This is a genomic window from Symbiopectobacterium purcellii, assembly GCF_052050035.1.
GTDB lineage: Bacteria > Pseudomonadota > Gammaproteobacteria > Enterobacterales > Enterobacteriaceae > Symbiopectobacterium > Symbiopectobacterium purcellii_A.
In genome coordinates this window covers 2,162,274-2,182,813 of record NZ_CP189882.1, presented here as the reverse complement: position 1 = coordinate 2,182,813, position 20,540 = coordinate 2,162,274, and the positions used below count along the sequence as shown (strand labels likewise).

18 protein-coding genes and 4 pseudogenes are annotated in these 20,540 nt (G+C 53.7%); 11 read left to right on the top strand and 11 right to left on the bottom strand.

Features of this window, described 5'->3' with window-relative positions; genetic code table 11:
- Positions 1-21: 21 nt before the first annotated feature.
- The gene (locus tag ACQGXV_RS15695) at positions 22-369 is read right to left on the bottom strand and encodes a YggL family protein (protein ID WP_440866872.1); all 348 of its coding nucleotides are present in this window, start codon (positions 367-369) and stop codon (positions 22-24) included.
- The gene (gene trmB, locus ACQGXV_RS15690) at positions 369-1,088 is read right to left on the bottom strand and encodes a tRNA (guanosine(46)-N7)-methyltransferase TrmB (protein ID WP_440866871.1); all 720 of its coding nucleotides are present in this window, start codon (positions 1,086-1,088) and stop codon (positions 369-371) included. Before trmB ends, ACQGXV_RS15695 begins: the two co-directional genes overlap by 1 nt.
- Before the next feature lie 169 nt (positions 1,089-1,257).
- On the opposite strand from trmB, the gene mutY reads away from it, so the two are divergent.
- From mutY to ansP, 4 genes are all read left to right on the top strand, one after another.
- Positions 1,258-2,340 carry an A/G-specific adenine glycosylase gene (mutY, locus tag ACQGXV_RS15685; protein ID WP_440866870.1) on the top strand — a complete coding sequence of 361 codons (1,083 nt, stop codon included), beginning with the start codon at positions 1,258-1,260 and terminating at the stop codon, positions 2,338-2,340.
- A 29-nt stretch (positions 2,341-2,369) separates the two neighbouring features.
- A complete protein-coding gene (locus ACQGXV_RS15680; protein WP_440866869.1) occupies positions 2,370-2,642 on the top strand; it encodes an oxidative damage protection protein in 273 nt (90 codons plus the stop codon).
- 90 nt (positions 2,643-2,732) lie between these two features.
- The gene (mltC, locus tag ACQGXV_RS15675) at positions 2,733-3,806 is read left to right on the top strand and encodes a membrane-bound lytic murein transglycosylase MltC (protein WP_440866868.1); all 1,074 of its coding nucleotides are present in this window, start codon (positions 2,733-2,735) and stop codon (positions 3,804-3,806) included.
- Between the two features lie 294 nt (positions 3,807-4,100).
- Complete coding sequence (gene ansP / locus ACQGXV_RS15670; RefSeq protein WP_440867451.1) at positions 4,101-5,567, top strand: L-asparagine permease; 1,467 nt, start codon at positions 4,101-4,103, stop codon at positions 5,565-5,567.
- A 183-nt stretch (positions 5,568-5,750) separates the two neighbouring features.
- On the opposite strand, the pseudogene ACQGXV_RS15665 reads toward ansP, so the two are convergent.
- Positions 5,751-6,819 (bottom strand): annotated as a pseudogene (locus ACQGXV_RS15665) (IS30 family transposase).
- A 123-nt stretch (positions 6,820-6,942) separates the two neighbouring features.
- Between ACQGXV_RS15665 and ACQGXV_RS15660 the strand changes: the two are divergent.
- From ACQGXV_RS15660 to ACQGXV_RS15650, 3 genes and pseudogenes are all read left to right on the top strand, one after another.
- Positions 6,943-7,089 (top strand): annotated as a pseudogene (locus ACQGXV_RS15660) (DDE-type integrase/transposase/recombinase); the annotation flags it as partial.
- 34 nt (positions 7,090-7,123) lie between these two features.
- A complete protein-coding gene (locus ACQGXV_RS15655; protein WP_440862584.1) occupies positions 7,124-7,489 on the top strand; it encodes an IS630 transposase-related protein in 366 nt (121 codons plus the stop codon).
- Positions 7,413-7,946 carry an IS630 family transposase gene (locus ACQGXV_RS15650; RefSeq protein WP_440862665.1) on the top strand — a complete coding sequence of 178 codons (534 nt, stop codon included), beginning with the start codon at positions 7,413-7,415 and terminating at the stop codon, positions 7,944-7,946. The genes ACQGXV_RS15655 and ACQGXV_RS15650 overlap by 77 nt, the downstream gene beginning before the upstream one ends.
- A gap of 319 nt (positions 7,947-8,265) precedes the next feature.
- On the opposite strand, the gene prmA is transcribed toward ACQGXV_RS15650, so the two are convergent.
- The 8 genes and pseudogenes from prmA to msrP form a co-directional block, all read right to left on the bottom strand.
- The gene (gene prmA / locus ACQGXV_RS15645) at positions 8,266-9,147 is read right to left on the bottom strand and encodes a 50S ribosomal protein L11 methyltransferase (RefSeq protein ID WP_440866867.1); all 882 of its coding nucleotides are present in this window, start codon (positions 9,145-9,147) and stop codon (positions 8,266-8,268) included.
- A gap of 17 nt (positions 9,148-9,164) precedes the next feature.
- A complete protein-coding gene (panF, locus tag ACQGXV_RS15640) occupies positions 9,165-10,616 on the bottom strand; it encodes a sodium/pantothenate symporter (protein WP_440867450.1) in 1,452 nt (483 codons plus the stop codon).
- Positions 10,606-10,848, bottom strand: a complete 243-nt coding sequence (locus tag ACQGXV_RS15635; RefSeq protein ID WP_440866866.1) for a YhdT family protein — start codon at positions 10,846-10,848, stop codon at positions 10,606-10,608. The genes panF and ACQGXV_RS15635 overlap by 11 nt, the downstream gene beginning before the upstream one ends.
- A 78-nt stretch (positions 10,849-10,926) precedes the next feature.
- On the bottom strand, positions 10,927-12,270 hold the full coding sequence (gene accC / locus ACQGXV_RS15630) for an acetyl-CoA carboxylase biotin carboxylase subunit (protein ID WP_440866865.1): 1,344 nt from the start codon (positions 12,268-12,270) through the stop codon (positions 10,927-10,929).
- A gap of 29 nt (positions 12,271-12,299) precedes the next feature.
- On the bottom strand, positions 12,300-12,770 hold the full coding sequence (accB, locus tag ACQGXV_RS15625) for an acetyl-CoA carboxylase biotin carboxyl carrier protein (protein ID WP_440866864.1): 471 nt from the start codon (positions 12,768-12,770) through the stop codon (positions 12,300-12,302).
- 38 nt (positions 12,771-12,808) lie between these two features.
- Positions 12,809-13,261 carry a type II 3-dehydroquinate dehydratase gene (aroQ, locus tag ACQGXV_RS15620; RefSeq protein WP_440866863.1) on the bottom strand — a complete coding sequence of 151 codons (453 nt, stop codon included), beginning with the start codon at positions 13,259-13,261 and terminating at the stop codon, positions 12,809-12,811.
- A gap of 229 nt (positions 13,262-13,490) precedes the next feature.
- Positions 13,491-14,090 (bottom strand): protein-methionine-sulfoxide reductase heme-binding subunit MsrQ, encoded by a 600-nt coding sequence (gene msrQ, locus ACQGXV_RS15615; RefSeq protein ID WP_440866862.1) that lies wholly within the window; start codon positions 14,088-14,090, stop codon positions 13,491-13,493.
- Positions 14,091-15,106 (bottom strand): annotated as a pseudogene (msrP, locus tag ACQGXV_RS15610) (protein-methionine-sulfoxide reductase catalytic subunit MsrP). It lies immediately after the preceding gene.
- A 311-nt stretch (positions 15,107-15,417) separates the two neighbouring features.
- Here msrP and csrD point away from each other — a divergent pair.
- The 4 genes and pseudogenes from csrD (at position 15,418) to mreD (ending at position 20,499) form a co-directional block, all read left to right on the top strand.
- A pseudogene (gene csrD, locus ACQGXV_RS15605) lies at positions 15,418-17,326 on the top strand (RNase E specificity factor CsrD).
- Positions 17,327-17,643: 317 nt separating this feature from the next.
- Positions 17,644-18,687 carry a rod shape-determining protein MreB gene (gene mreB, locus ACQGXV_RS15600; protein ID WP_004385136.1) on the top strand — a complete coding sequence of 348 codons (1,044 nt, stop codon included), beginning with the start codon at positions 17,644-17,646 and terminating at the stop codon, positions 18,685-18,687.
- A 250-nt stretch (positions 18,688-18,937) separates the two neighbouring features.
- Positions 18,938-20,014: a rod shape-determining protein MreC gene (gene mreC / locus ACQGXV_RS15595; RefSeq protein ID WP_440866861.1), complete on the top strand. Its 1,077-nt coding sequence runs from the start codon at positions 18,938-18,940 to the stop codon at positions 20,012-20,014.
- Positions 20,011-20,499, top strand: a complete 489-nt coding sequence (gene mreD / locus ACQGXV_RS15590; protein ID WP_440866860.1) for a rod shape-determining protein MreD — start codon at positions 20,011-20,013, stop codon at positions 20,497-20,499. The genes mreC and mreD overlap by 4 nt, the downstream gene beginning before the upstream one ends.
- Positions 20,500-20,540 lie beyond the last annotated feature (41 nt).

The window sequence follows — 20,540 nt, the reverse complement described above, 5'->3', positions numbered from 1 at the left end:
CGTCTTCCTATTAAAACAGAATCAGGAGAGCAGATTTTCCGGCAGTTCCCACCAGATATCGAACAGTTCGCTCACTTTAACTTCTTGCAACTGCTGTGCTTTCAGCCAGGCAGCAACCTGCTCACGGTGCGCATCAGTGCAATGGCCGGTCTTCTGCAAGCATATCAACCCTTCCCAGTGCAGATAACCGCTGCCTTCAAATGCCAGGCCCGCCGGATCAATCACATCGTCAACAAACTTATCCAGGATGGCATCGATGGTCTCTACCGACGTGCCCTCAGCGAAACGCCAGCTTACCGAAAAGCCCAGTTCCTGAAACTCCTCAATATGTAACTTTTTACGCAAACGACGACTGCGTTGTTGTGCCATTATTCTATCCTCTCAAACATAAGATCCCATACTCCGTGGCCTAACCGCTGGCCGCGCGCTTCGAACTTGGTTAACGGGCGAGACGATGGGCGAGGAACGTAGTCCTGTGTGGCAGAGAGATTACGGTATCCCGCCACATCACGCATGACCTCAAGCATATGTTCTGCATAAGGCTCCCAGTCTGTCGCCATATGAAACACGACCCCCTTCGCCAGCTTGCGCAGCACCCGCTCCGCAAAGGCTTTTTGTACAATACGACGTTTATTATGGCGCGCTTTATGCCAAGGATCAGGGAAAAAGAGCTGAACCATGGTCAGTGACCCATCGGGGATCATCTGCTCCAGCACTTCTACCGCGTCATGACACATCACGCGCAGATTGCTCAGGTTAGCTTCCTGCGCCGCCGCCAGGCAGGCTCCGACGCCGGGAAGGTGAACCTCGATCCCTAAAAAATTTTGCTCAGGGTGTTGCTCTGCCATGGTGACCAGTGATGCCCCCATGCCAAACCCGATTTCCAATACCGTCGGTGCTTCACGACCGAAAAGTGCAGTAAAATCGAGCGCCTGTGCCTGATACTCTACGCCCATAACGGGCCAGAAGTTATCAAGCGCCTGCTGCTGCCCATTGGTTAAACGCCCCTGACGGCGCACAAAACTGCGAATACGGCGCAGCGGACGCCCATCCTCATCAAATTCCGGTGAAATGATGTTATTGATCATAGAAAACGTGTGCCGATGGCCTGTTCAAATTCGCCCAAATAAAGGCGCATTATGCAAGGATACCGCGGTTTAGCAAGGGGGATACCTCGGAAAGTTCCGGTTTACAGCACATTCACTCTGTGCTGGAATCGCTGTCAGACTTTTCACCCGGCAAGAGAGTGGCTTTTTTATGATGCAAGCGCAGCCGTTCACGCAGCAGGTGTTGGCATGGTATGAGCGCTATGGCCGCAAGACACTGCCGTGGCAACAAGAGAAAACGCCTTATACCGTATGGCTCTCCGAGATCATGTTACAACAGACGCAGGTCACCACGGTCATTCCCTATTTTCAACGTTTTATTGCTCGCTTTCCCGATGTGCGCACCCTTGCCGCCGCCCCCTTGGATGAGGTACTGCACCTGTGGACCGGGCTGGGTTATTACGCGCGTGCGCGCAACCTGCACAAAGCCGCGCAAACCATCATGGAGCAGCACGGCGGCGCGTTTCCTACCACATTGGACGCCGTCTGTGCACTGCCGGGTGTCGGGCGTTCCACTGCAGGCGCAGTGCTGTCCCTTTCTCTCTGTCAGCATCACCCGATTCTTGATGGCAATGTTAAACGCGTGCTGGCACGCTGCTACGCGGTAGCCGGTTGGCCGGGTAAGAAAGAGGTTGAGCACCAGCTCTGGACCCATAGCGAGCAGGTTACGCCCGCGCAGGGCGTTAGCCAGTTTAATCAGGCGATGATGGATTTAGGCGCGATGGTTTGCACCCGCAGCCGCCCCAAATGCGAACTTTGTCCGCTGAGCAACGGTTGCATCGCTTATGCTAACAACAGTTGGGCCAGCTATCCGGGTAAAAAACCGAAGCAGACGTTACCGGAAAAAAGCGCCTGGTTCCTATTACTGCAACGGGGCGATGAAGTATGGCTGCAACAGCGGCCTGCGACCGGGCTATGGGGAGGCTTGTTTTGCTTTCCACAATTCAACACCCATGATGATGTGGAACCTTGGCTGCAACAACGCGGTCTGAAAATCACGGACGTGCAGCAATTGGTGTCGTTTCGCCACACCTTTAGCCATTTCCATCTGGATATTGTTCCGCTCTGGCTCGCATTACCCACTGACATTCCTCACGCTTTGCACGATGCTTGCATGGAGGAAAAGGCCGGTCTCTGGTATAACTTGGCGCAACCGCCCGCCGTTGGTCTGGCTGCGCCGGTGGAACGACTATTACGTATGTTAACGGTACACTCCGGCGGCAGTTTGATCTGACCAGCACGCGTTATTCAAGAGGAATCAGCATGAGCAGAAGCATTTTTTGTACTTATTTACAACGTGAAGCCGAAGGGCAGGATTTTCAGCTTTACCCGGGAGAACTGGGCAAACGCATCTATCAGGAAATTTCGAAAGAGGCGTGGGCGCAATGGCAGACCAAGCAAACCATGCTGATCAACGAAAAAAAACTCAACATGATGAACGTGGAGCACCGCAAACTGCTGGAACAAGAGATGATTAAATTCCTGTTCGAGGGTAAAGAAGCCCACATAGAAGGCTATACCCCTCCCAGCGCATGATATCAGGGCCTTATGGCCCTTTTGTCTCTTTATGCTGACACCGCGTTGCTAATGAACCGTTAATAACAAGATACTTATAACGAATCATCTATGAAGAAATTGCTAGCGTTGTTGCTCGTTGCGCCCTTGCTGATCTCCTGTTCCGGCAAGCGCGGCGATATCAATAATGAAGAATTCATCAAGGACACCAACGCCTTTGACATTCTGATGGGGCAGTTCGCCCATAACATCGAGAATATCTGGGGCCTGAACGAAGTGCTGATTGCCGGCCCGAAAGACTACGTCAAGTATACCGATCAATATCAAACCCGTAGTCACATCAACTTTGATGCCGGTACGATTACTATCGAGACCATTTCAGCGACCAATTACGCCCCGAGTTTACGCCAGGCCATCATCACCACACTGTTAATGGGCGACGACGCCAGCAATACAGACCTTTACTCTGACGCCAATGATATTCAAATCAGCCGTGAACCTATGCTTTACGGGCAGGTATTAGATAACACCGGACACCCCATTCGTTGGGAAGGACGCGCCGCCAGCTTTGCCGATTATCTGTTGCAAAACCGCTTGCAGAAACGGACCTCCGGGCTGCATGTGATCTGGTCCGTCACCTTCCAACTGGTGCCAAACCATCTGGACAAACGTGCGCATAAATACCTGCCGCTGATTCGCCAGGCTTCCGAGCGCTATGGCATTGAAGAATCTTTGATTCTGGCAATCATGCAAACCGAATCCAGCTTCAACCCTTACGCGGTGAGCCGTTCTGACGCATTAGGGCTGATGCAGGTGGTGCAGCACAGCGCCGGACGTGATGTGTTTAAGAGCAAGGGGAAATGGGGGCAACCGAGCCGCAGCTATCTGTTCGATCCTGAGAATAACATCGATACCGGCGTGGCCTATCTGGCGATTCTGAAAAACACCTATCTGGGTGGTATCGAGAACCCCACATCACGTCGCTATGCCGTTATTACCGCGTATAACGGTGGTGCGGGCAGCGTAATGCGTGTGTTCTCCAGCGACAAGGACAGGGCAGTTAGCCTGATCAACCAGATGTCGCCGGGTGAAGTCTACGATACATTGACCACCAAGCACCCGTCATCCGAATCACGGCGCTATCTCTACAAGGTCAATGCAACGCAGAAAAACTATCGCCGTTAATCAATGTCCCCTTTTGGCGTAAGTATTCGCCAAAAGGGGATTTTTTCAGATAACGCCTTTCAGCCTTTTGTCCGGTTCCACACGCCCTTTCCGCATGCCATGCTTTCACGCGTTTATCCGCCGCTGACGTTTTTTTGCCAGCACAGACGAGAAAGGGTGGCATCTCTGCCCGAAACAAACATAACAAAGGGTTATGACTGCGGAGCGAGGAGAAGCACACCGCGCACCTGCATGACCGCAACGTCAAACCAAACGCCATCGGGCATGAAAGACCAGCAGGAACACAAACAGAGCATGACACACAACAACACAACAGATGTGGCGCATCAGACCAGCAAAAAAAACTGGCTCGACTCCCACGAAAAGGGTTATCAAAAAAGCATTAGTAAACGCCACGTGCAGATGATCGCCATTGGCGGCTCTATCGGTACCGGACTATTTTTAGGCGCAGGAGCTCGCCTGCAACTGGCAGGTCCTTCATTGGCGCTGGTGTACCTGACCTGCGGTATCTTCTCTTTCTTTATCTTGCGTGCACTCGGCGAATTGATCGTTCATCGCCCTTCCAGCGGCAGTTTTGTCTCTTATGCGCGAGAGTTTCTCGGTGAAAAAGGTTCGTACCTCGCAGGCTGGATGTATTTCCTTAACTGGGCAATGACCGGCATTGTGGATATCACGGCGGTTGCGCTTTATATGCACTACTGGGGAACGTTTGCCGATGTGCCGCAGTGGGTACTGGCTTTAGGTGCGCTATCCATCGTTACCACCATGAACCTGATTGGTGTGAAATGGTTCGCCGAGATGGAATTCTGGTTTGCCTTGATCAAGGTAGCAGCCATTTCACTGTTCCTGATTGTCGGTACGGTGTTTCTGGCAAGCGGTCATCCTGTTGCGGGTAACCCAACCGGTTTTCATCTCATCAGTGATAACGGCGGCCTGTTCCCCCACGGATTATTGCCCGCATTGGTGTTGGTTCAGGGCGTGATCTTCGCCTTCGCCGGCATCGAGATCATCGGCACTGCTGCCGGTGAAGCCAAAGACGCCCGGCGTATTCTGCCTAAAGCCGTCAACAGCGTTATCTGGCGTATCGCTCTATTTTACGTGGGATCTATCGTTCTTTTGGTGTGTCTGTTGCCGTGGAATGCCTATCAGGCCGGGCAAAGCCCGTTTGTCACCTTCTTTAGCAAGCTGGGCGTGCCCTACATGGGAGATGTGATGAACGTGGTCGTGCTCACGGCAGCGTTATCGAGCCTGAACTCGGGCCTCTACTCAACCGGACGCATTTTGCGCTCACTGTCTCAGGGTGGCTCAGCGCCGCACTTTCTATCGAAAATGAGTGCACAGTCTGTTCCCTATACTGGCATCATGGTGACAGTGGCAATCCATATCGTTGGAGTATTCCTCAACTATATTGTGCCGTCACAGGTGTTTGAGATCGTGCTGAACATGGCTTCTATCGGCATTATCTGTTCCTGGGCATTCATTATTTTGTGCCAAATGAAGCTGCGCCAGGCCATCAAACAGGGTAAAGCCGAGCCCGTTTTATTCAAGATGCCCGGCGCGCCGTTTACCTCCTGGCTGACACTGCTGTTCTTGCTGGGCGTGGTGGTGCTGATGGCATTTGACTACCCGAACGGCACCTGGACCATAGCTTCCACTCCGGTGCTGGCTATCTTACTGGTTGTGGGTTGGTATGGGCTGAAAAAGCATCGCGCTGCGGCTAATGCCGAAATCGAGGCAACGCCCGCCTCTGCCACCGAATAAAAAAACGGCGCGAGGGGTTATGCCTCGCGCCGTTAATACCGCTAATACCGATTATTCCTGAATCACATGTGCGCACAGGCGCTTGCTGCCATCCGCTTGCTCAACGCTGTAAACGCCTTGCAACTCCGGTGAGAAGCCCGGCATGCCCCATTCCCAGTCGAAACGCAACAAAACGGTAGGGCATTATGCCGCCTGTAAGTGCGTTAAAAATACCTCATTTGGAGAACGATAACCCAGCGATTTTCGGCCTCGCGTATTGAGCAGGTGTTCGAGTGCTGCAACCTTGCGATGGGTGACATAATTGAAGTCCGTTCCCTTCGGGTAAAAACGCCGTATCAGGCCGTTGGTATGCTCATTCAACCCGCGTTCCCAGGAATGATATGGCCGGGCAAAGTAGACCGGTGCCCCCGTGACTTTTGTAATTTCCCCGTGCTGGGAAAATTCAGAACCGTTGTCAGCAGTCAGGGTTTTAAACTCGCAGAAGGTATAGCCAAGCGACATTATTTTGATAACAGCCAGCTATGCTTCTTTGCCGCATATCAGGGCATAGGATGTAATCATTTTTAAGTCGGTTGGCTATATTGGCAACGATGTCCCTGAAGGCCGCTACCACTGTCTCTGCTCGCTTGTTGGGCAGTTTGCGAATGATGACCAGCTTGACGGCTTTATCGACTACCGTCAGCAGGAATGATTTCTGATCTTTGCCAAAGATGGTGTCAATCTCGAAATGCCCGGGTTCCTGCTTGAGGTCAGCAACGGCCGGCCGCTGCTCAATGCCAACACGGTTGGGAATAGGACCGCGTTTGTTCTCATCGGTCTGATAGTTATACCGTTTACCCCGATGAGGGAGCTGCTGATACAGCTCACCGCCGGCACGGCGCTCCTGCTGGATATAGCGATAGAGCGAGTTCTTGCTGACGGACAGGCCAAATTCCAGGACCAGGCGCCCACTGATGACCTCAGGTGAGGTGTGGGTAGACAGCGCCGTTCTGATAAAGTCCTGAATGTGCGGTTCAAGCTGGTTAATCACGCTGTCCGGCCGAGTTTTCTGCCGCCGCCCTCTGGCCAACGTTTCGGCCCTTCTGCAGGAATAGACCCCGTTGAAAGCGGCGTCGGTATTGCGTCTGAGTTCCCTGCTGATGGTAGAACGAGGAAGCTCCAGTTCCCGGGCGATGGTGGCCTGGTTAACCCCATCACCACGCCGTTTTTCGATGTAGAACCGCTCTTTGTGAGTCAGATGTTTTCCCTGCATGCAACGGGATCTCCAGTAGGGCCAGAACGGTGATTTTATCCGGGTCTGGCCAGTGGGTCACTTTGTTGCATTTCGACTGGGAATGGGGCAACACCCTTATTTCACTATTAAGCAACACGCTTAATGTCGTTTTCGCCAGATTCAGAATTAACAGCCAAAGCACTACAAATGGCTTGGGAACTGCGTGGGCATCCCAAACAAGTCATGTTTCATAGTGACCAAGGAAGCCATTACACCAGTCGTCAGTATAGGCAGGCATTGTGGCGTTATAGCTAAACGACTTAATTTTGATTACATTATTTAAATGAGCTATTCAATTGATTTTAGACGTAAAGTGATATCTACACGGAAAAACGAAGGGTTGAGTATCCGAGAAACAGCGAAGCAATTTCGGATTGGCCCTGCCTCTGTATCGCGTTGGATTAATCAAATAGAGTCAAAAGCATCGACCACGCGTCAGCGAAAGATCGATAAATCCGAGTTGATAAAAGATGTTGAACAATATCCAGATGCTTACCAAAAAGAACGTGCAGAGCGTTTTGGCGTTTGTCAGAAGGCCATTTGGCAAGCGCTTAAAAAGCTGGGATTGACCTATAAAAAAAACTCTACGTCATCCGAAAGCCGACGAAAACGCCCGGCAGGGATTTCAACAAAAAAAACAACAGTATGAAAAAGAAGGTAAACCTATTGTTTTTATTGATGAAAGTGGTTTTTCACACGATGCCCCACGGACTCACGGCTATTCCCCAAAAGGTCAACGGTGTTTTGGCCTGAAGAACTGGGGAGCTAGGGGAAGAACAAATGTTATCGGCGCTTTATTAGGCACAACGCTGTTTGCTATCGGATTATTTGATATCAATATTAACAGCGATGTTTTCTATGCCTGGGTCACACAAGTCCTTATCCCAGTACTCCCTAAAAACAGTGTAATCATGATGGACAATGCCACTTTTCACAAAAAACATAATATTCAACAAGTCATCATCGATGCAGGGTATATGGTGGAGTATTTGCCTACATATTCGCCAGATCTTAACCCAATTGAGCATAAATGGGCACAAGCAAAAAGCAAAAAAAGAGAGATGGGTTGCGATACAGAGAGTTTGTTCTCAGTCCATATGGTGTAATCAAAATTAAGTCGCTTGGCTATACTTCAAGCTGCAGGTGCGTTGGCTGCACGCGTTATTCGGCCCATCTCTGGGCCTCACCTCTTACGAGGCCGCCGCACGCGGCGTTCAAATCTGCTCCCGGCCGATTTGTCACCCGAATCACTTTCCTGAGTAAGCTCATCGGGATTCTTTCGCTCGCCCTAAAGGGCCAGCGCAAGCGCTGTTCAAAACGTAAACGTGTTGTCCTGCGACTCGAATTATTTAGGGTATATACATCAATGATTTTGACGAGTGCCGCCAACCGCCGTCAAGCGGCTAAGGGCACTCGCCATAACGCTTAGCGCTTGATGCCGGTAATACGGCACCACTCTTCTTTCTCAACGGTTGGGTCGAGTTCGAACAGGTCGGTGTAAGCGGCTGCCACGTTCTCTGCCTGTGACGCCAGAATACCTGATAACCCTAAATGCCCTCCCGCCTTGGGCAGTGTACTAATCAGCGGTGCCAGCTCACGCAGCGGGCCTGCAAGGATATTGGCAACCACGACGTCGGCTGAGAGGTCGTTGGGCTGGTCTTTCGGCAGGTAGAGCGACAGACGCTCTGAGACGCCGTTACGTTGCGCATTGTCGCGGCTGGCTTGAATGGCCTGAGGATCTATATCGATGCCAATCGCCTGTGCGGCACCCAGTTTCAATGCGGCAATCGCCAAAATACCGGAGCCGCAGCCAAAATCGATCACCGTTTTGCCCACCAAATCCAGACCGTCGATCCATTGCAGACACAGGGACGTGGTAGGGTGCGTGCCGGTGCCAAAGGCCAGACCGGGATCCAGCATCACGTTAACAGCGTTCGGATCGGGGATGTCACGCCAGCTCGGGCAGATGCACAGGCGTTTGCCAAACTGCATCGGGTGGAAGTTGTCCATCCACTCCCGTTCCCAGTCTTTATCTTCCAGCTGTTCGATTTTATGGCGAAAACCGGCACCCAGTAGCGGTTCTTGCTCCAGTTGGGCAATCACGTCCGGCATCTCGGTTTCGGCGTCGTACAGCCCAATCACGTCGGTATCGCCCCATAAACGGGTTTCACCCGGCAGCGGTTCGAATACTGGGGTATCGTGGGTGTCCTGAAAGGTGACGGACACCGCACCGCTCTCGATAAGCGCATCGCCCAGTTGTTCAGCCTGCGCGCCCGTCGTATTGATTTTGAGTTGAATCCACGGCATAGCAGCCTCTGTTCCCGTTAATGTGACGGTGTTGCGGCAGCGTTTGGCGCAGGGTTGCTGCCAAAACGGTTACCAATAAGAAAGGCCAGCAGGCTGAATGAAAGGGCGGGAACAATCGGGTGAAAGCCCGCCAGATTCAGCTTAAAGGTGGCAAGTAGGGTATAGCATAAGGCACCGACCATCATGGCGCTGAGCGCACCGGTCGCATTGGCGCGCTCCCAGTAAAGCCCAAGCACCAGTGGCCACAGGAATACCGCCTCCAGGCCGCCAAATGCCAGCAGATTGAGCCAGATAATCATTTCAGGTGGCCGCCAGGAGGCCAGCAGCGTCAGGACGCCCAGCAGCAGCGTGGTGGCGCTGGAGAGCCATTTGATATGGCGTTCGTTCTGCGCTTGATGCGGTTTTACGCTCAGATACAGATCTTTGATGATGGTGGCAGAGGCTTGCAGCAGGTGCGCATTGATGTTGGCCATAATGGCGGACATGGGCGCCGCGAGGAAGATGCCCGCTGCCAGCGGTGGCAGTACTTTCACCATCAGTTCCGGCAGCACCTGATCGGGAATGGTCAGGTTGGGCATGATCGCGCGCCCCAGTGCGCCTGCCAGGTGCATACCCAGCATCAGCACGGTGATGACGATAGTGCCGATAATGATGCCACGGTGCAGTGCTTTGCTGTCTTTGTAAGAGATACAGCGTACGGCTGTGTTAGGCAAGCCGATGACGCCGAAGCAGACTAGCACCCAGAATGAGGCCATAAACGGGAAGGTGAGCGTCTGGCCACTGCCGTGTGGGTCAACCAGTGCCGGATCGATCTGACGCAGCGTTTCTACCGCGCTGCCCAGCCCACCAGCGGCAGAGATAATCGCTACTAGCAGCAATACCGTACCGATCAGCATCACAACGCCTTGCATCGCGTCATTGAGCACGCTGGCGCGAAAACCGCCGAAGGTGGTGTAAAGCGCTATCGTGACGCCGAAAATCAGCAAGCCAACGTCGTAGGGCACATTAGCGGCGGTTTCCAGCAGACGAGCGCCGCCGATAAACTGCACCGCCATCGCCCCGATAAAGGCCACCAGCAGGCTCAGGCTGGCAAACCACACCAGCAGGCGACTGCCATAGCGCGCATACAGCATATCGTTCAGGGTAATGGCGTTGTAGCGCCGTGCCAGAATGGTGAATTTTTTCCCCAGAATGCCGAGAGAAAGCAGCATGGTGGGCACTTGAATCACCGCCAATAGCACCCAACCCAGACCGTATTTATAGGCGGCACCAGGCCCACCGATAAACGAACTGGCACTGACATAGGTGCCAATCAGCGTCATGGCGAGCACAAACCCGCCCATCGAGCGGCTACCGAGGAAGTACTCGTTGAGGAAATTGCCTTCGCGGCGGCGCAGGTAAGCGTAAATCGACAGCCCGAACACCAGTATCAGGTAGACGCCCAGCGGCAGAATCACATCATTGTGCATCATCGTCTCCTAACGGAATATCGCGAAACACCAGGTGCGTCATCAGCCAGCACAGCACGATAAAGACCAGCGGCAGCAGCAGGCAGGAGAACTCAAACCAGCGTGGCAGCCCGGTTAACCCGGCGGTGTTGTCAGGCAGGTAGGCGGTGACTATCCAGCCTACGAGGTAAAATAGCGTCAGGAACAGTGCACATCGCGCCTCTTTGTGCGCTTGGGAGAAGCGTTTGTCCATGGTTTTTCCCTGTAAAACGGTACCAGCAAGCGTATAAAGGCCAGCATGGCTGGCCTTTATACGCTTGTACGATGCAGATTATTGCAGACCGAGCTTTTTCTCCAGATAGTGGATATTGGTTCCACCGTGCTGGAAGTTCTCGTCGTTCATAATCTTCAACTGCAACTCAATGTTGGTTTTAATACCATCAATGATCAGTTCCGCCAAGGCGTTTTTCATTCGGGAAATCGCGATATCGCGGCTTTCACCGTAAGTGATCAACTTGCCGATCATGGAATCGTAGTACGGCGGCACGGTATAGCCCGCGTAGATGTGCGATTCCCATCGTACGCCAAAACCGCCCGGTGCATGGAAACGGGTGATCTTGCCCGGACTCGGCAGGAAGGTGTTAGGATCTTCGGCGTTGATACGGCATTCCACCGCATGACCGCGCACGTTGACTTCTTCCTGTTTGATCGACAACGGCTGACCAGCAGCGATGCGCAACTGCTCTTTGATCAGATCGACGCCAGTGATCATCTCCGTTACCGGATGCTCAACCTGAATACGGGTGTTCATTTCGATAAAGTAGAATTCACCGTTTTCGAACAGGAATTCAAACGTACCGGCACCGCTATAGCCGATATCCACGCAGGCTTTCGCGCAGCGATCGCCGATGTAGCGACGCAAATCCGCCGTGATGCCTGGCGCAGGCGCTTCTTCCACCACTTTCTGGTGACGACGCTGCATGGAGCAGTCGCGTTCCGCCAGATAGATGGCGTTGCCCTGACCGTCAGCCAATACCTGAATTTCCACGTGACGCGGATTCTCCAGGTATTTTTCCATATACACCATGTCGTTATTGAAAGTGGCTTTTGCTTCCGCACGGGTCATGAGGATGGATTGTTCCAGATCTTTCTCGTTGCGCACCACGCGCATGCCGCGACCGCCGCCGCCGCCAGAGGCTTTGATAATCACCGGGTAGCCGATGCGTTTGCCAAAGGCGCGGTTCTTGTCCATGTCCTCGCCCAGCGGGCCGTCAGAGCCTGGCACGCACGGTACACCTGCTTTCTTCATGGCAGAAATGGCAGACACTTTGTCACCCATCAGGCGAATGGTATCTGCGCGTGGACCAATGAAGATGAAGCCGGAGCTCTCAACCTGCTCAGCAAAATCCGCATTTTCGGACAAAAAGCCGTAACCGGGGTGGATAGCCACAGCGCCGGTGATCTCTGCGGCGGAAATAATCGCCGGGATGTTCAGGTAACTTTTGGTCGACGGAGCCGGGCCGATACACACGGTCTCATCGGCCAGCAGCACGTGTTTCAGATCGCGGTCCGCGCTGGAGTGAACGGCAACGGTTTTGATGCCCAGTTCTTTACAGGCGCGCAAAATGCGCAGCGCAATTTCTCCGCGGTTCGCGATAACGATTTTATCTAGCATGGTAAGCCTCGTTATTCGATGACAACCGGTTATTCAATGACAACCAAAGGCTCGTCAAACTCAACCGGTTGGCCGTTTTCCACCAGCACGGCTTTCACCACGCCCGCTTTATCGGCTTCGATTTGGTTCATCATTTTCATGGCTTCAACGATGCACAAGGTATCGCCGACGTTAACGCGCTGCCCAACTTCAACGAATGCTTTGGCATCCGGGCTTGGGGTACGGTAGAAAGTACCGACCATGGGAGAGCGCACGATGTGACCGCTCACGGCCGCAGGTGAAGCGGCAACAGCAGCTTCCGGTGCCGGCGCCACGGCAGTTGCCAATGCGGGGGCTGGTTGCTGCATCATGGGCGCGTAGGCTTGCTGCATCATCGGGTAAGCCGGCGCAACAGGCGCACGACTGATACGTACTGATTCTTCACCTTCTGAAATTTCCAGTTCGGCGATGCCGGATTCTTCAACCAGTTCGATCAGTTTCTTGATTTTACGAATATCCATGGATGTGGTTCCGTACTCATTTGTTGAAATGGGTTTATTTAGTTTGACGTGGACAGGCGTTTTACCGCCGTCTGTAACGCATAGCCATATCCATCTGCGCCCAGGCCGCAAATCACACCCACTGCCACATCGGACAGGTAAGAGTGATGGCGGAACGGTTCGCGTGCGTGCACGTTGCTCAGATGGATCTCTATAAACGGAATTTCCACGGCCAGTAGCGCATCACGTAATGCAACGCTGGTGTGCGTGAATGCCGCCGGGTTAATTAAAATAAAATCCGTCTTGCTGCGTGCCTGATGAATAGTATCAATCAGCACATGCTCAGCATTGGATTGGACATGGGAGAAGTGTACATTGAGCGCCTGCGCCTGATGTTCCAGACCGCTGACGATCTCGGCAAGCGTAGTGCTGCCGTACTTCTCTGGCTCACGGGTTCCCAGCAGATTCAGGTTGGGACCGTTCAAAAGCAAAATGTGAAATCTCTCTGCCATTGTGCCGCTATCTCCCGCGATACACCCAGTTTGTAGAAAAACGTGTCGCACAACATAGCGCGAAGCACATCGTTTGTCACCTTTTGGCAACGTAAATTGTTCACCGGGCGATAAGGTCGGGCATTATAACCATATCGTGGCAATTAGCAGCTAAATACGGTCTTATCTCCGCAAATGGCTTTGACGCCCCCGTCGCGCGCGGCGTCACGCTACTGCCGCTTTCCCGGTATTAACGCCACCACTGGCGGAACTTTTTGTAACGCAAAGCTAACAAGAACAGCGCACTTAGCCCATAAATCACCGGTTGCGGCGATAAGATTTTTACCGACCACACATAATGAAGGGGCGCGAGCACCGCGATGGCATAGATAAGGTTGTGTAAGCGCTGCCAGTTGCTGCCAAGCGCACGTTGTGCCGGCTGAAACGAGGTTATCGCCAGGCCCAGCAGCAGCAGCCAACTGAGTGCACCCAGCGTCAGGTAAGGCCGGTTGATCAGCTCCTGGCCCAACAACGCGAGATTGGCGAGCCCCAGTTCCAACAGCGCATAGCTGCTCAGATGCAGCGTAGCCCAGGCGAAACACCACAGGCCGAGCAAGCGGCGACAGCGGATCAACAGCGGCTGTTTGCCGTAGCGTGCCAACGGCGTAACCAGCAGCGTTGCCAACAGCAGTTTTAGCGCCATTCGTCCGGTAAAATGCTGGATATCTTTGGCCGGATCGGCGCTTAACGCCCCTTGTTGAATGGCATAAAACAGCCACAGCAGCGGTAACACGGCGGCGGCATGCAAGACGATTTTTAGCCAGAACACCTGGCGGAGTGTCAGACGCATTCAGAAGTTATCCCGCAGGTTCAGACCACGATAGAGGTGCGCTACCTGTTCGGCATAGCCGTTAAACAGCAGCGTTGGTTGGCGCTGAACGTTAAGCAATCCGCCCGCACCAATTACCCGTTCACTGGCCTGCGACCAGCGCGGATGGTCAACATCCGGGTTCATATTGGCATAAAAACCATATTCATCGGGTGCCGCCAGATTCCAGGTTGAAGGCGGTCGTTCGCGCGTAAAGCGGATTTTCACAATGGACTTGATGTTCTTGAACCCGTATTTCCACGGTGTCACCAGACGAATGGGCGCGCCGTTCTGCGGTGGCAAGGTTTTGCAATAAACCCCTAGTGCTAGCAGGGTCAAGGGATGTAGCGCCTCTTCCATGGTTAAGCCTTCTACATAAGGATAGTCAAGTCCACCAACGAGAAAGCGATCTTTCTGCCCCGGCATCTGTTCGGGATCGTGCAGGGTTTGAAAGGCAACATTGCGCGCGGCGCTGGTCGGGCTCTACGAACTGAATCAGTTTTGCCAAGGGAAATCCCACCCAGGGAATCACCATTGACCAGGCCTCGACGCAGCGAAAGCGATAGATGCGTTCTTCCAGCGGAAAGCGCTTGATAATGTCATCGATATCCAGCGTGACGGGTTTGGCGATTTCCCCTTCTATTTGTATCTTCCAGCCTTCAGTACGCAACCCTCCGGCATTGGCGGCCGGGTCGGCTTTATCTAGCACGAACTCATAGAAGTTGTTGTAGCCGGTAACCTTGTCCTCGGGCGTCAGCGTGAGTGACGCTGGTGCATTGGTTTGCGGTGTGAAGGTGAGCGGCGTGGGCGACGGTGCTGTCGATTTTTTTTTTGCCGCCAGTGAGCCAGTCCAGCACATCCGCCTGTGCGCTAAGCGGCAGGCTCAGCGAGGCGGCGGCGATGCCCAGCGCTTTCATCACGGCGCGGCGCTGGTGAAAAATCCCCTCAGGGGTAACGTCGGCGGCGCTTGGTTGGCGTTGACGATGAGAGTCAGACATGATGATGCTCCACGGGTTACGACGGCTGAGTATTGTAAGTATGGAAAATAAGACGGCCCGAGCAAAAAAGAGTTCATTGCAGAGTGTTGCATGGTCAGCCTACAGGGGAACGGGCGATGGTTATCGGTTGCGTTCAGGCCACGATCGCGATGTGATTGTGACCGGAGAGGAAAAGTCAGGGAAAATCCTTTAGTGTCTATATTTGTAACAGGTAGTATTAACAACAGCGGTGAATACGGCACGGGGTATGACCCTGTGCGGCGAGAGGATGCAGGGATGGGCGAATGACGAAATTTTCTTCATTGATGACGATGGCGCTGGTAGTCGTCATATCCCTGCTATTTATCATAGGGTTAGTAACCATTGTTGATGATAATTTACAGCAGGTGGATAACCAGCTTCACGCTATCGCGACCAGTATCGATCAGGCGCTGTTGGTGCAACCTCCTGAACGGTTACGCTTTTGGCTGCCCTCAATGATGAAGGCGGCGGGGGTTGTGCTGCTGGAGATCAGGGACCTTGATCAAAACCTGCAATTTTCGCTGCGACTGCCGGAACTGATGAGCGCAGAAGACGATTATGTGCACCATGTGATGCAACTGCCGCTGATGCAAAACGCGGATTTTCGCGTCAACCTGACCTATCTTGATCCCTTCTTCGGCTCGCCGCGCTGGATTTTCTCTACCATCGCCATGGTGGTAGCGATGGCGTGCATGCCAGCACTGTTGGTGTTTGCCGTGCGGCGTTTTCGTCGCAAGGTGTCAGGGCACGAACAGTTGGAGACACGCGCAAACCGCATTCTGCGCGGTGAACGCGAATCAGTGGCGCGCGGTTCAGTGCACGAATGGCCCGATAGCGCCAGCGGTGCGTTCGATCAGTTGCTGTCGGATCTCGCCGATGCACGTGAAGAGCGCAGCCGACTGGATACGCTGATTCGCGCGTTTGCCGCTCAGGATGCGGAAACCGGATTAAGCAATCGCCTGTTTTTCGATAACCAACTCACTACGCAGTTGGAAGACGCGGAAAATGTCGGCACCCACGGCGTGGTCATGATGATTCGCCTGCCGGATTTCGATACCTTGCAGGAAACACACCGCTATGCCAATGAATTGCGTGAGTACCGCAATACGCTGGTCAATATGTTGTCGACCTTTGTCATGCGTTACCCCTCCGCGCTGTTGGCGCGCTATTTCAACAGTGATTTTGCCGTGCTGCTGCCACACCGTTCGCTGAAAGAAGCAGATATTATTGCAGCGCAGTTAGTCAAAGCGCTGGATATTCTGCCCATCACGCCGCTTATCGATCGTGAGGACGTGTTGCATATCGGTATCTGCGCCTATGCCAGCGGGTAGAGTTCCGAGCAGGTGATGGAGAGCGTGGAGGATGCCACGCGCAATGCGGTATTGCAGGGAGGAAACGGCTGGTGCGTATTTAACCGGCAGGTGCCTGACAAAGGACGCGGCAGCGTGAAATGGCGCACATTGCTGGAGCAGACGCTGGCGAAAGGTGGCCCGCATCTGTACCAAAAACCGGCGGTGACGCGCGATGGTAGGGTGCATCATCGGGAAATCATGCAGCGTATCACCGATGGCGATCAGGTACTGCTGGCCGCCGAATACATGCCGCTGGTGCAGCAATTGGGGCTGACGCCCAATTATGACCGGCTGCTGGTGGCGCAAATCATCGCGCTGTCTGCCTCTTGGCCGCAAGAGACGCTGGCGATGCCCGTCAATGTGGATTCTCTGTTGCAGCGCCCTTTCTGGCGTTGGCTACAAGAAGTGCTATTGCAATGCCCGAAACAGCAGCGTCAACGCATATTGTTTGAACTTGCTGAGTCAGATGTGTGTCAGTATATCGAGCGCCTGCGTCCTATTCTGAATACGCTGGTGGGGTTAGGGTGTCGACTGGCGGTGACGCAAGCCGGGCTGACCTTGGTCAGTACGACCTATATCAGAACGTTGCAGGTAGAAATCATCAAGTTGCATCCGGGTCTGGTACGCCGTTTTGAACGCAGGACGGAAAATCAGCTTTTTGTGCAAAGCCTGATAGAAGCCTGCAAGGGAACCTCCGCCACTGTGTTTGCCGCGGGCGTCAGAACTCAGGAAGAGTGAAATACGCTATCGAGTCGCGGTGTTTACGGTGGTCAGGGCGATTTTTTTTGCGGCGTCTATCCCTGTCAGCGATGAGTTGAAAAAATATTCACCCCGGCGTCGTGTTTAGGGTGAATGTCGCAGGTAAATTGACGTAGAATGCGTGGTTTATAAATCGGTTAGTGTGTGCTTATTGCATGAACTGGCCGATAAAATGTTAGATTTTGTGTCCTGGGTTGATGCCATCCGACTGCGTGAAAAAGCGGTAACTCGCTTTACCGCACAAAGAAATATCGCCCCGACGGTTTTTCCGGGGAACGTGATGCATCTGACACAGGGGAATTTTTCACCGATGCAGAGCGCTGTCGTGCCTTGTCGCTGCACCGTGTGGTTGGTAAAGTAGGCGGATTTCTTTTCGCCCCCAGCTTGCAGGATTATCCTTTCGTTATGTTTAAAAAATTTCGTGGCATGTTTTCCAACGACTTGTCCATCGACCTGGGTACCGCCAATACCCTGATTTATGTTAAAGGGCAGGGCATTGTACTGAATGAGCCGTCTGTGGTCGCCATCCGTCAGGATCGTGCTGGCTCGCCTAAGAGCGTCGCCGCCGTAGGCCATGAAGCCAAACAGATGCTTGGTCGTACTCCGGGTAATATCGCAGCCATCCGCCCGATGAAAGACGGCGTTATCGCTGACTTTTTCGTGACTGAGAAAATGTTGCAGCACTTTATCAAACAAGTGCACAGCAACAGCTTTATGCGTCCGAGCCCGCGCGTGCTGGTGTGTGTGCCGGTCGGTGCTACTCAGGTTGAACGCCGTGCCATTCGCGAATCTGCGCAAGGGGCCGGGGCGCGCGAAGTGTTCCTGATTGAAGAACCGATGGCGGCCGCTATCGGTGCCGGACTGCCGGTTTCTGAAGCAACCGGCTCCATGGTGGTGGATATCGGGGGCGGTACCACAGAAGTGGCGGTTATCTCCCTGAACGGTGTGGTCTACTCTTCTTCCGTGCGTATTGGTGGTGACCGCTTCGATGAAGCCATCATCAATTACGTGCGCCGTAACTACGGCTCGCTGATCGGTGAAGCGACGGCGGAACGCATCAAGCACGAAATTGGTTCTGCGTATCCGGGCGATGAAGTGCGTGAAATCGAAGTGCGTGGTCGTAACCTGGCTGAGGGCGTACCGCGCGGCTTTACCCTTAACTCGAACGAGATTCTGGAAGCGTTGCAAGAGCCGTTGACCGGCATTGTGAGCGCGGTGATGGTTGCGTTGGAACAGTGTCCTCCAGAACTGGCTTCCGACATTTCTGAACGCGGCATGGTGTTGACCGGTGGCGGGGCGCTGCTGCGTAACCTGGATCGCCTGCTGATGGAAGAGACCGGCATCCCGGTAGTGGTTGCCGAAGATCCGCTGACCTGTGTGGCTCGCGGTGGCGGTAAAGCGCTGGAAATGATCGACATGCACGGCGGTGATCTGTTCAGCGAAGAGTAGAGTGCCGAATAAAAGGAAGGGGAACCGTATGGGGAAACAGCGTTGTTTTTCATCCCGTAGGGTAGCCCCTCTTTTTTTATTCTGTGGCGAGTCGTTTTCACGGGTATCGCCATTAGCGTAATTCCCTGCGCCCGACGCCCCTCAGCCCCAGCGTTTCTGCGGGCATGACGGCGGTGAATAATACGAATGTTATCTTTCGTTTCGAGCGTGTCGGGCGTTCTTTATTCGCGTTGAGGAATACGCAACCTTTATGAAGCCGATTTTTAGCAGGGGACCTTCCCTGCAATTGCGACTTTTTCTTGCCGTCCTCACGGCGATGGCGATCATTATCGCCGACAGCCGTTTGGGGACGTTCCTCAAGATCCGTACCTATATGGATACGGCGGTCAGCCCGTTCTATTTTCTCGCCAACGGGCCGCGTGAAGTATTGGATAATGTCTCTGAATCGCTGGCGAACAAAAATCAGCTGGCGCTGGAAAACCGTGCATTACGCCAGGAACTGCAACTGCGCAACAGCGATCTGCTGCTGCTCGGTCAGCTGAAACAGGAAAATGCGCGCCTGCGCGAACTGTTGGGATCGCCGTTGCGTCAGGATGAGCAGAAGATGGTGACCCAGGTGATTTCCGCTGGCACCGACCCCTATAGCGATCAGATGGTGATTGATAAAGGGGCGGCGCACGGTGTCTACGAAGGGCAACCGGTTATCAGTGATAAAGGGGTGGTTGGGCAGGTTGTCTCGGTCGGTCAGTTGACCAGCCGTGTGCTGCTGATCTGCGATGTTTCCCACGCGTTGCCGATTCAGGTGCTGCGCAATGATATCCGTGTGATTGCCGCCGGTAATGGCTGCACTGACGATCTGCAACTGGAGCATTTGCCCAACAACACCGATATTCGCGTCGGTGATGTGCTGGTGACCTCCGGACTGGGCGGTCGTTTCCCTGAAGGGTATCCGGTGGGCGTTGTCTCCGAAGTGAAGGTGGATACGCAACGCGCTTACACCGTTATCAAGGCGCATCCTACCGCGGGTCTACAACGTTTACGCTATCTGCTGCTGTTATGGGGCGTTGACGACGTGTCGGGCAAAGGGTTGCCGCCGCAAGAAGTGCACCGCGTTGCCAATGAACGTTTGATGCAGATGATGCCGCAGGTTCTGCCTTCTCCCGATGAAATGGGCCCGCCGGCACCGCCTGCGGCTGCCGCACCCACCGCACCGCCGCAGGGGAGTGCACAACCGAAAAATGCCCCTGCGCGCAGTGCAGCTCAAGGCCAGCAACCTCAACGTAATACGCCACCTGCTGCTACGCCAGCACAGGGAGGACGCCAATGAACCGCTATCGCCGTCACGGCAACTGGATCATCTGGTTATCGTTCCTGATCGCCATGGTGCTGCAAATCATGCCGTGGCCGGATCAGTTCTATCACTTCCGGCCATCGTGGCTCTCACTGTTTCTGATTTATTGGGTGATGGCGTTACCGCATCGGGTCAACGTCGGCACCGGTTTTGTGTTGGGAATGGTGATGGACCTTATTTTAGGGTCCACGCTTGGTGTGCGTGCGCTGGCGCTCAGCATTGTTGCCTATCTGGTGGCCTTCAAGTTTCAACTGTTCCGCAATATGGCGCTCTGGCAACAAGCCCTGATCGTCATGGTGCTTTCGCTCGTGATGGATCTGATTGTCTTCTGGGCGGAGTTTCTGGTGAGCAATGTGTCATTCAAGCCGGAAAATTTGTGGAACTGTGTGGTTGATGGCGTGTTGTGGCCCTGGCTATTCCTGTTGATGCGCAAAATTCGCCGTCAGTTCACAGTACAATAATCGATAAGGGCGTAGTCCTTAACCGGGGCGCCCACAGTAGA

What these genes read in the sequence shown, in the direction of transcription:
- ACQGXV_RS15695 (WP_440866872.1), bottom strand. Translation starts at nt 369, where the DNA reads ATGGCACAACAACGCAGTCGTCGTTTGCGTAAAAAGTTACATATTGAG.
- trmB (WP_440866871.1), bottom strand. Translation starts at nt 1,088, where the DNA reads ATGATCAATAACATCATTTCACCGGAATTTGATGAGGATGGGCGTCCG.
- mutY (WP_440866870.1), top strand. Translation starts at nt 1,258, where the DNA reads ATGATGCAAGCGCAGCCGTTCACGCAGCAGGTGTTGGCATGGTATGAG.
- ACQGXV_RS15680 (WP_440866869.1), top strand. Translation starts at nt 2,370, where the DNA reads ATGAGCAGAAGCATTTTTTGTACTTATTTACAACGTGAAGCCGAAGGG.
- mltC (WP_440866868.1), top strand. Translation starts at nt 2,733, where the DNA reads ATGAAGAAATTGCTAGCGTTGTTGCTCGTTGCGCCCTTGCTGATCTCC.
- ansP (WP_440867451.1), top strand. Translation starts at nt 4,101, where the DNA reads ATGACACACAACAACACAACAGATGTGGCGCATCAGACCAGCAAAAAA.
- ACQGXV_RS15655 (WP_440862584.1), top strand. Translation starts at nt 7,124, where the DNA reads ATGAGCTATTCAATTGATTTTAGACGTAAAGTGATATCTACACGGAAA.
- prmA (WP_440866867.1), bottom strand. Translation starts at nt 9,147, where the DNA reads ATGCCGTGGATTCAACTCAAAATCAATACGACGGGCGCGCAGGCTGAA.
- panF (WP_440867450.1), bottom strand. Translation starts at nt 10,616, where the DNA reads ATGCACAATGATGTGATTCTGCCGCTGGGCGTCTACCTGATACTGGTG.
- ACQGXV_RS15635 (WP_440866866.1), bottom strand. Translation starts at nt 10,848, where the DNA reads ATGGACAAACGCTTCTCCCAAGCGCACAAAGAGGCGCGATGTGCACTG.
- accC (WP_440866865.1), bottom strand. Translation starts at nt 12,270, where the DNA reads ATGCTAGATAAAATCGTTATCGCGAACCGCGGAGAAATTGCGCTGCGC.
- accB (WP_440866864.1), bottom strand. Translation starts at nt 12,770, where the DNA reads ATGGATATTCGTAAAATCAAGAAACTGATCGAACTGGTTGAAGAATCC.
- aroQ (WP_440866863.1), bottom strand. Translation starts at nt 13,261, where the DNA reads ATGGCAGAGAGATTTCACATTTTGCTTTTGAACGGTCCCAACCTGAAT.
- msrQ (WP_440866862.1), bottom strand. Translation starts at nt 14,090, where the DNA reads ATGCGTCTGACACTCCGCCAGGTGTTCTGGCTAAAAATCGTCTTGCAT.
- mreB (WP_004385136.1), top strand. Translation starts at nt 17,644, where the DNA reads ATGTTTAAAAAATTTCGTGGCATGTTTTCCAACGACTTGTCCATCGAC.
- mreC (WP_440866861.1), top strand. Translation starts at nt 18,938, where the DNA reads ATGAAGCCGATTTTTAGCAGGGGACCTTCCCTGCAATTGCGACTTTTT.
- mreD (WP_440866860.1), top strand. Translation starts at nt 20,011, where the DNA reads ATGAACCGCTATCGCCGTCACGGCAACTGGATCATCTGGTTATCGTTC.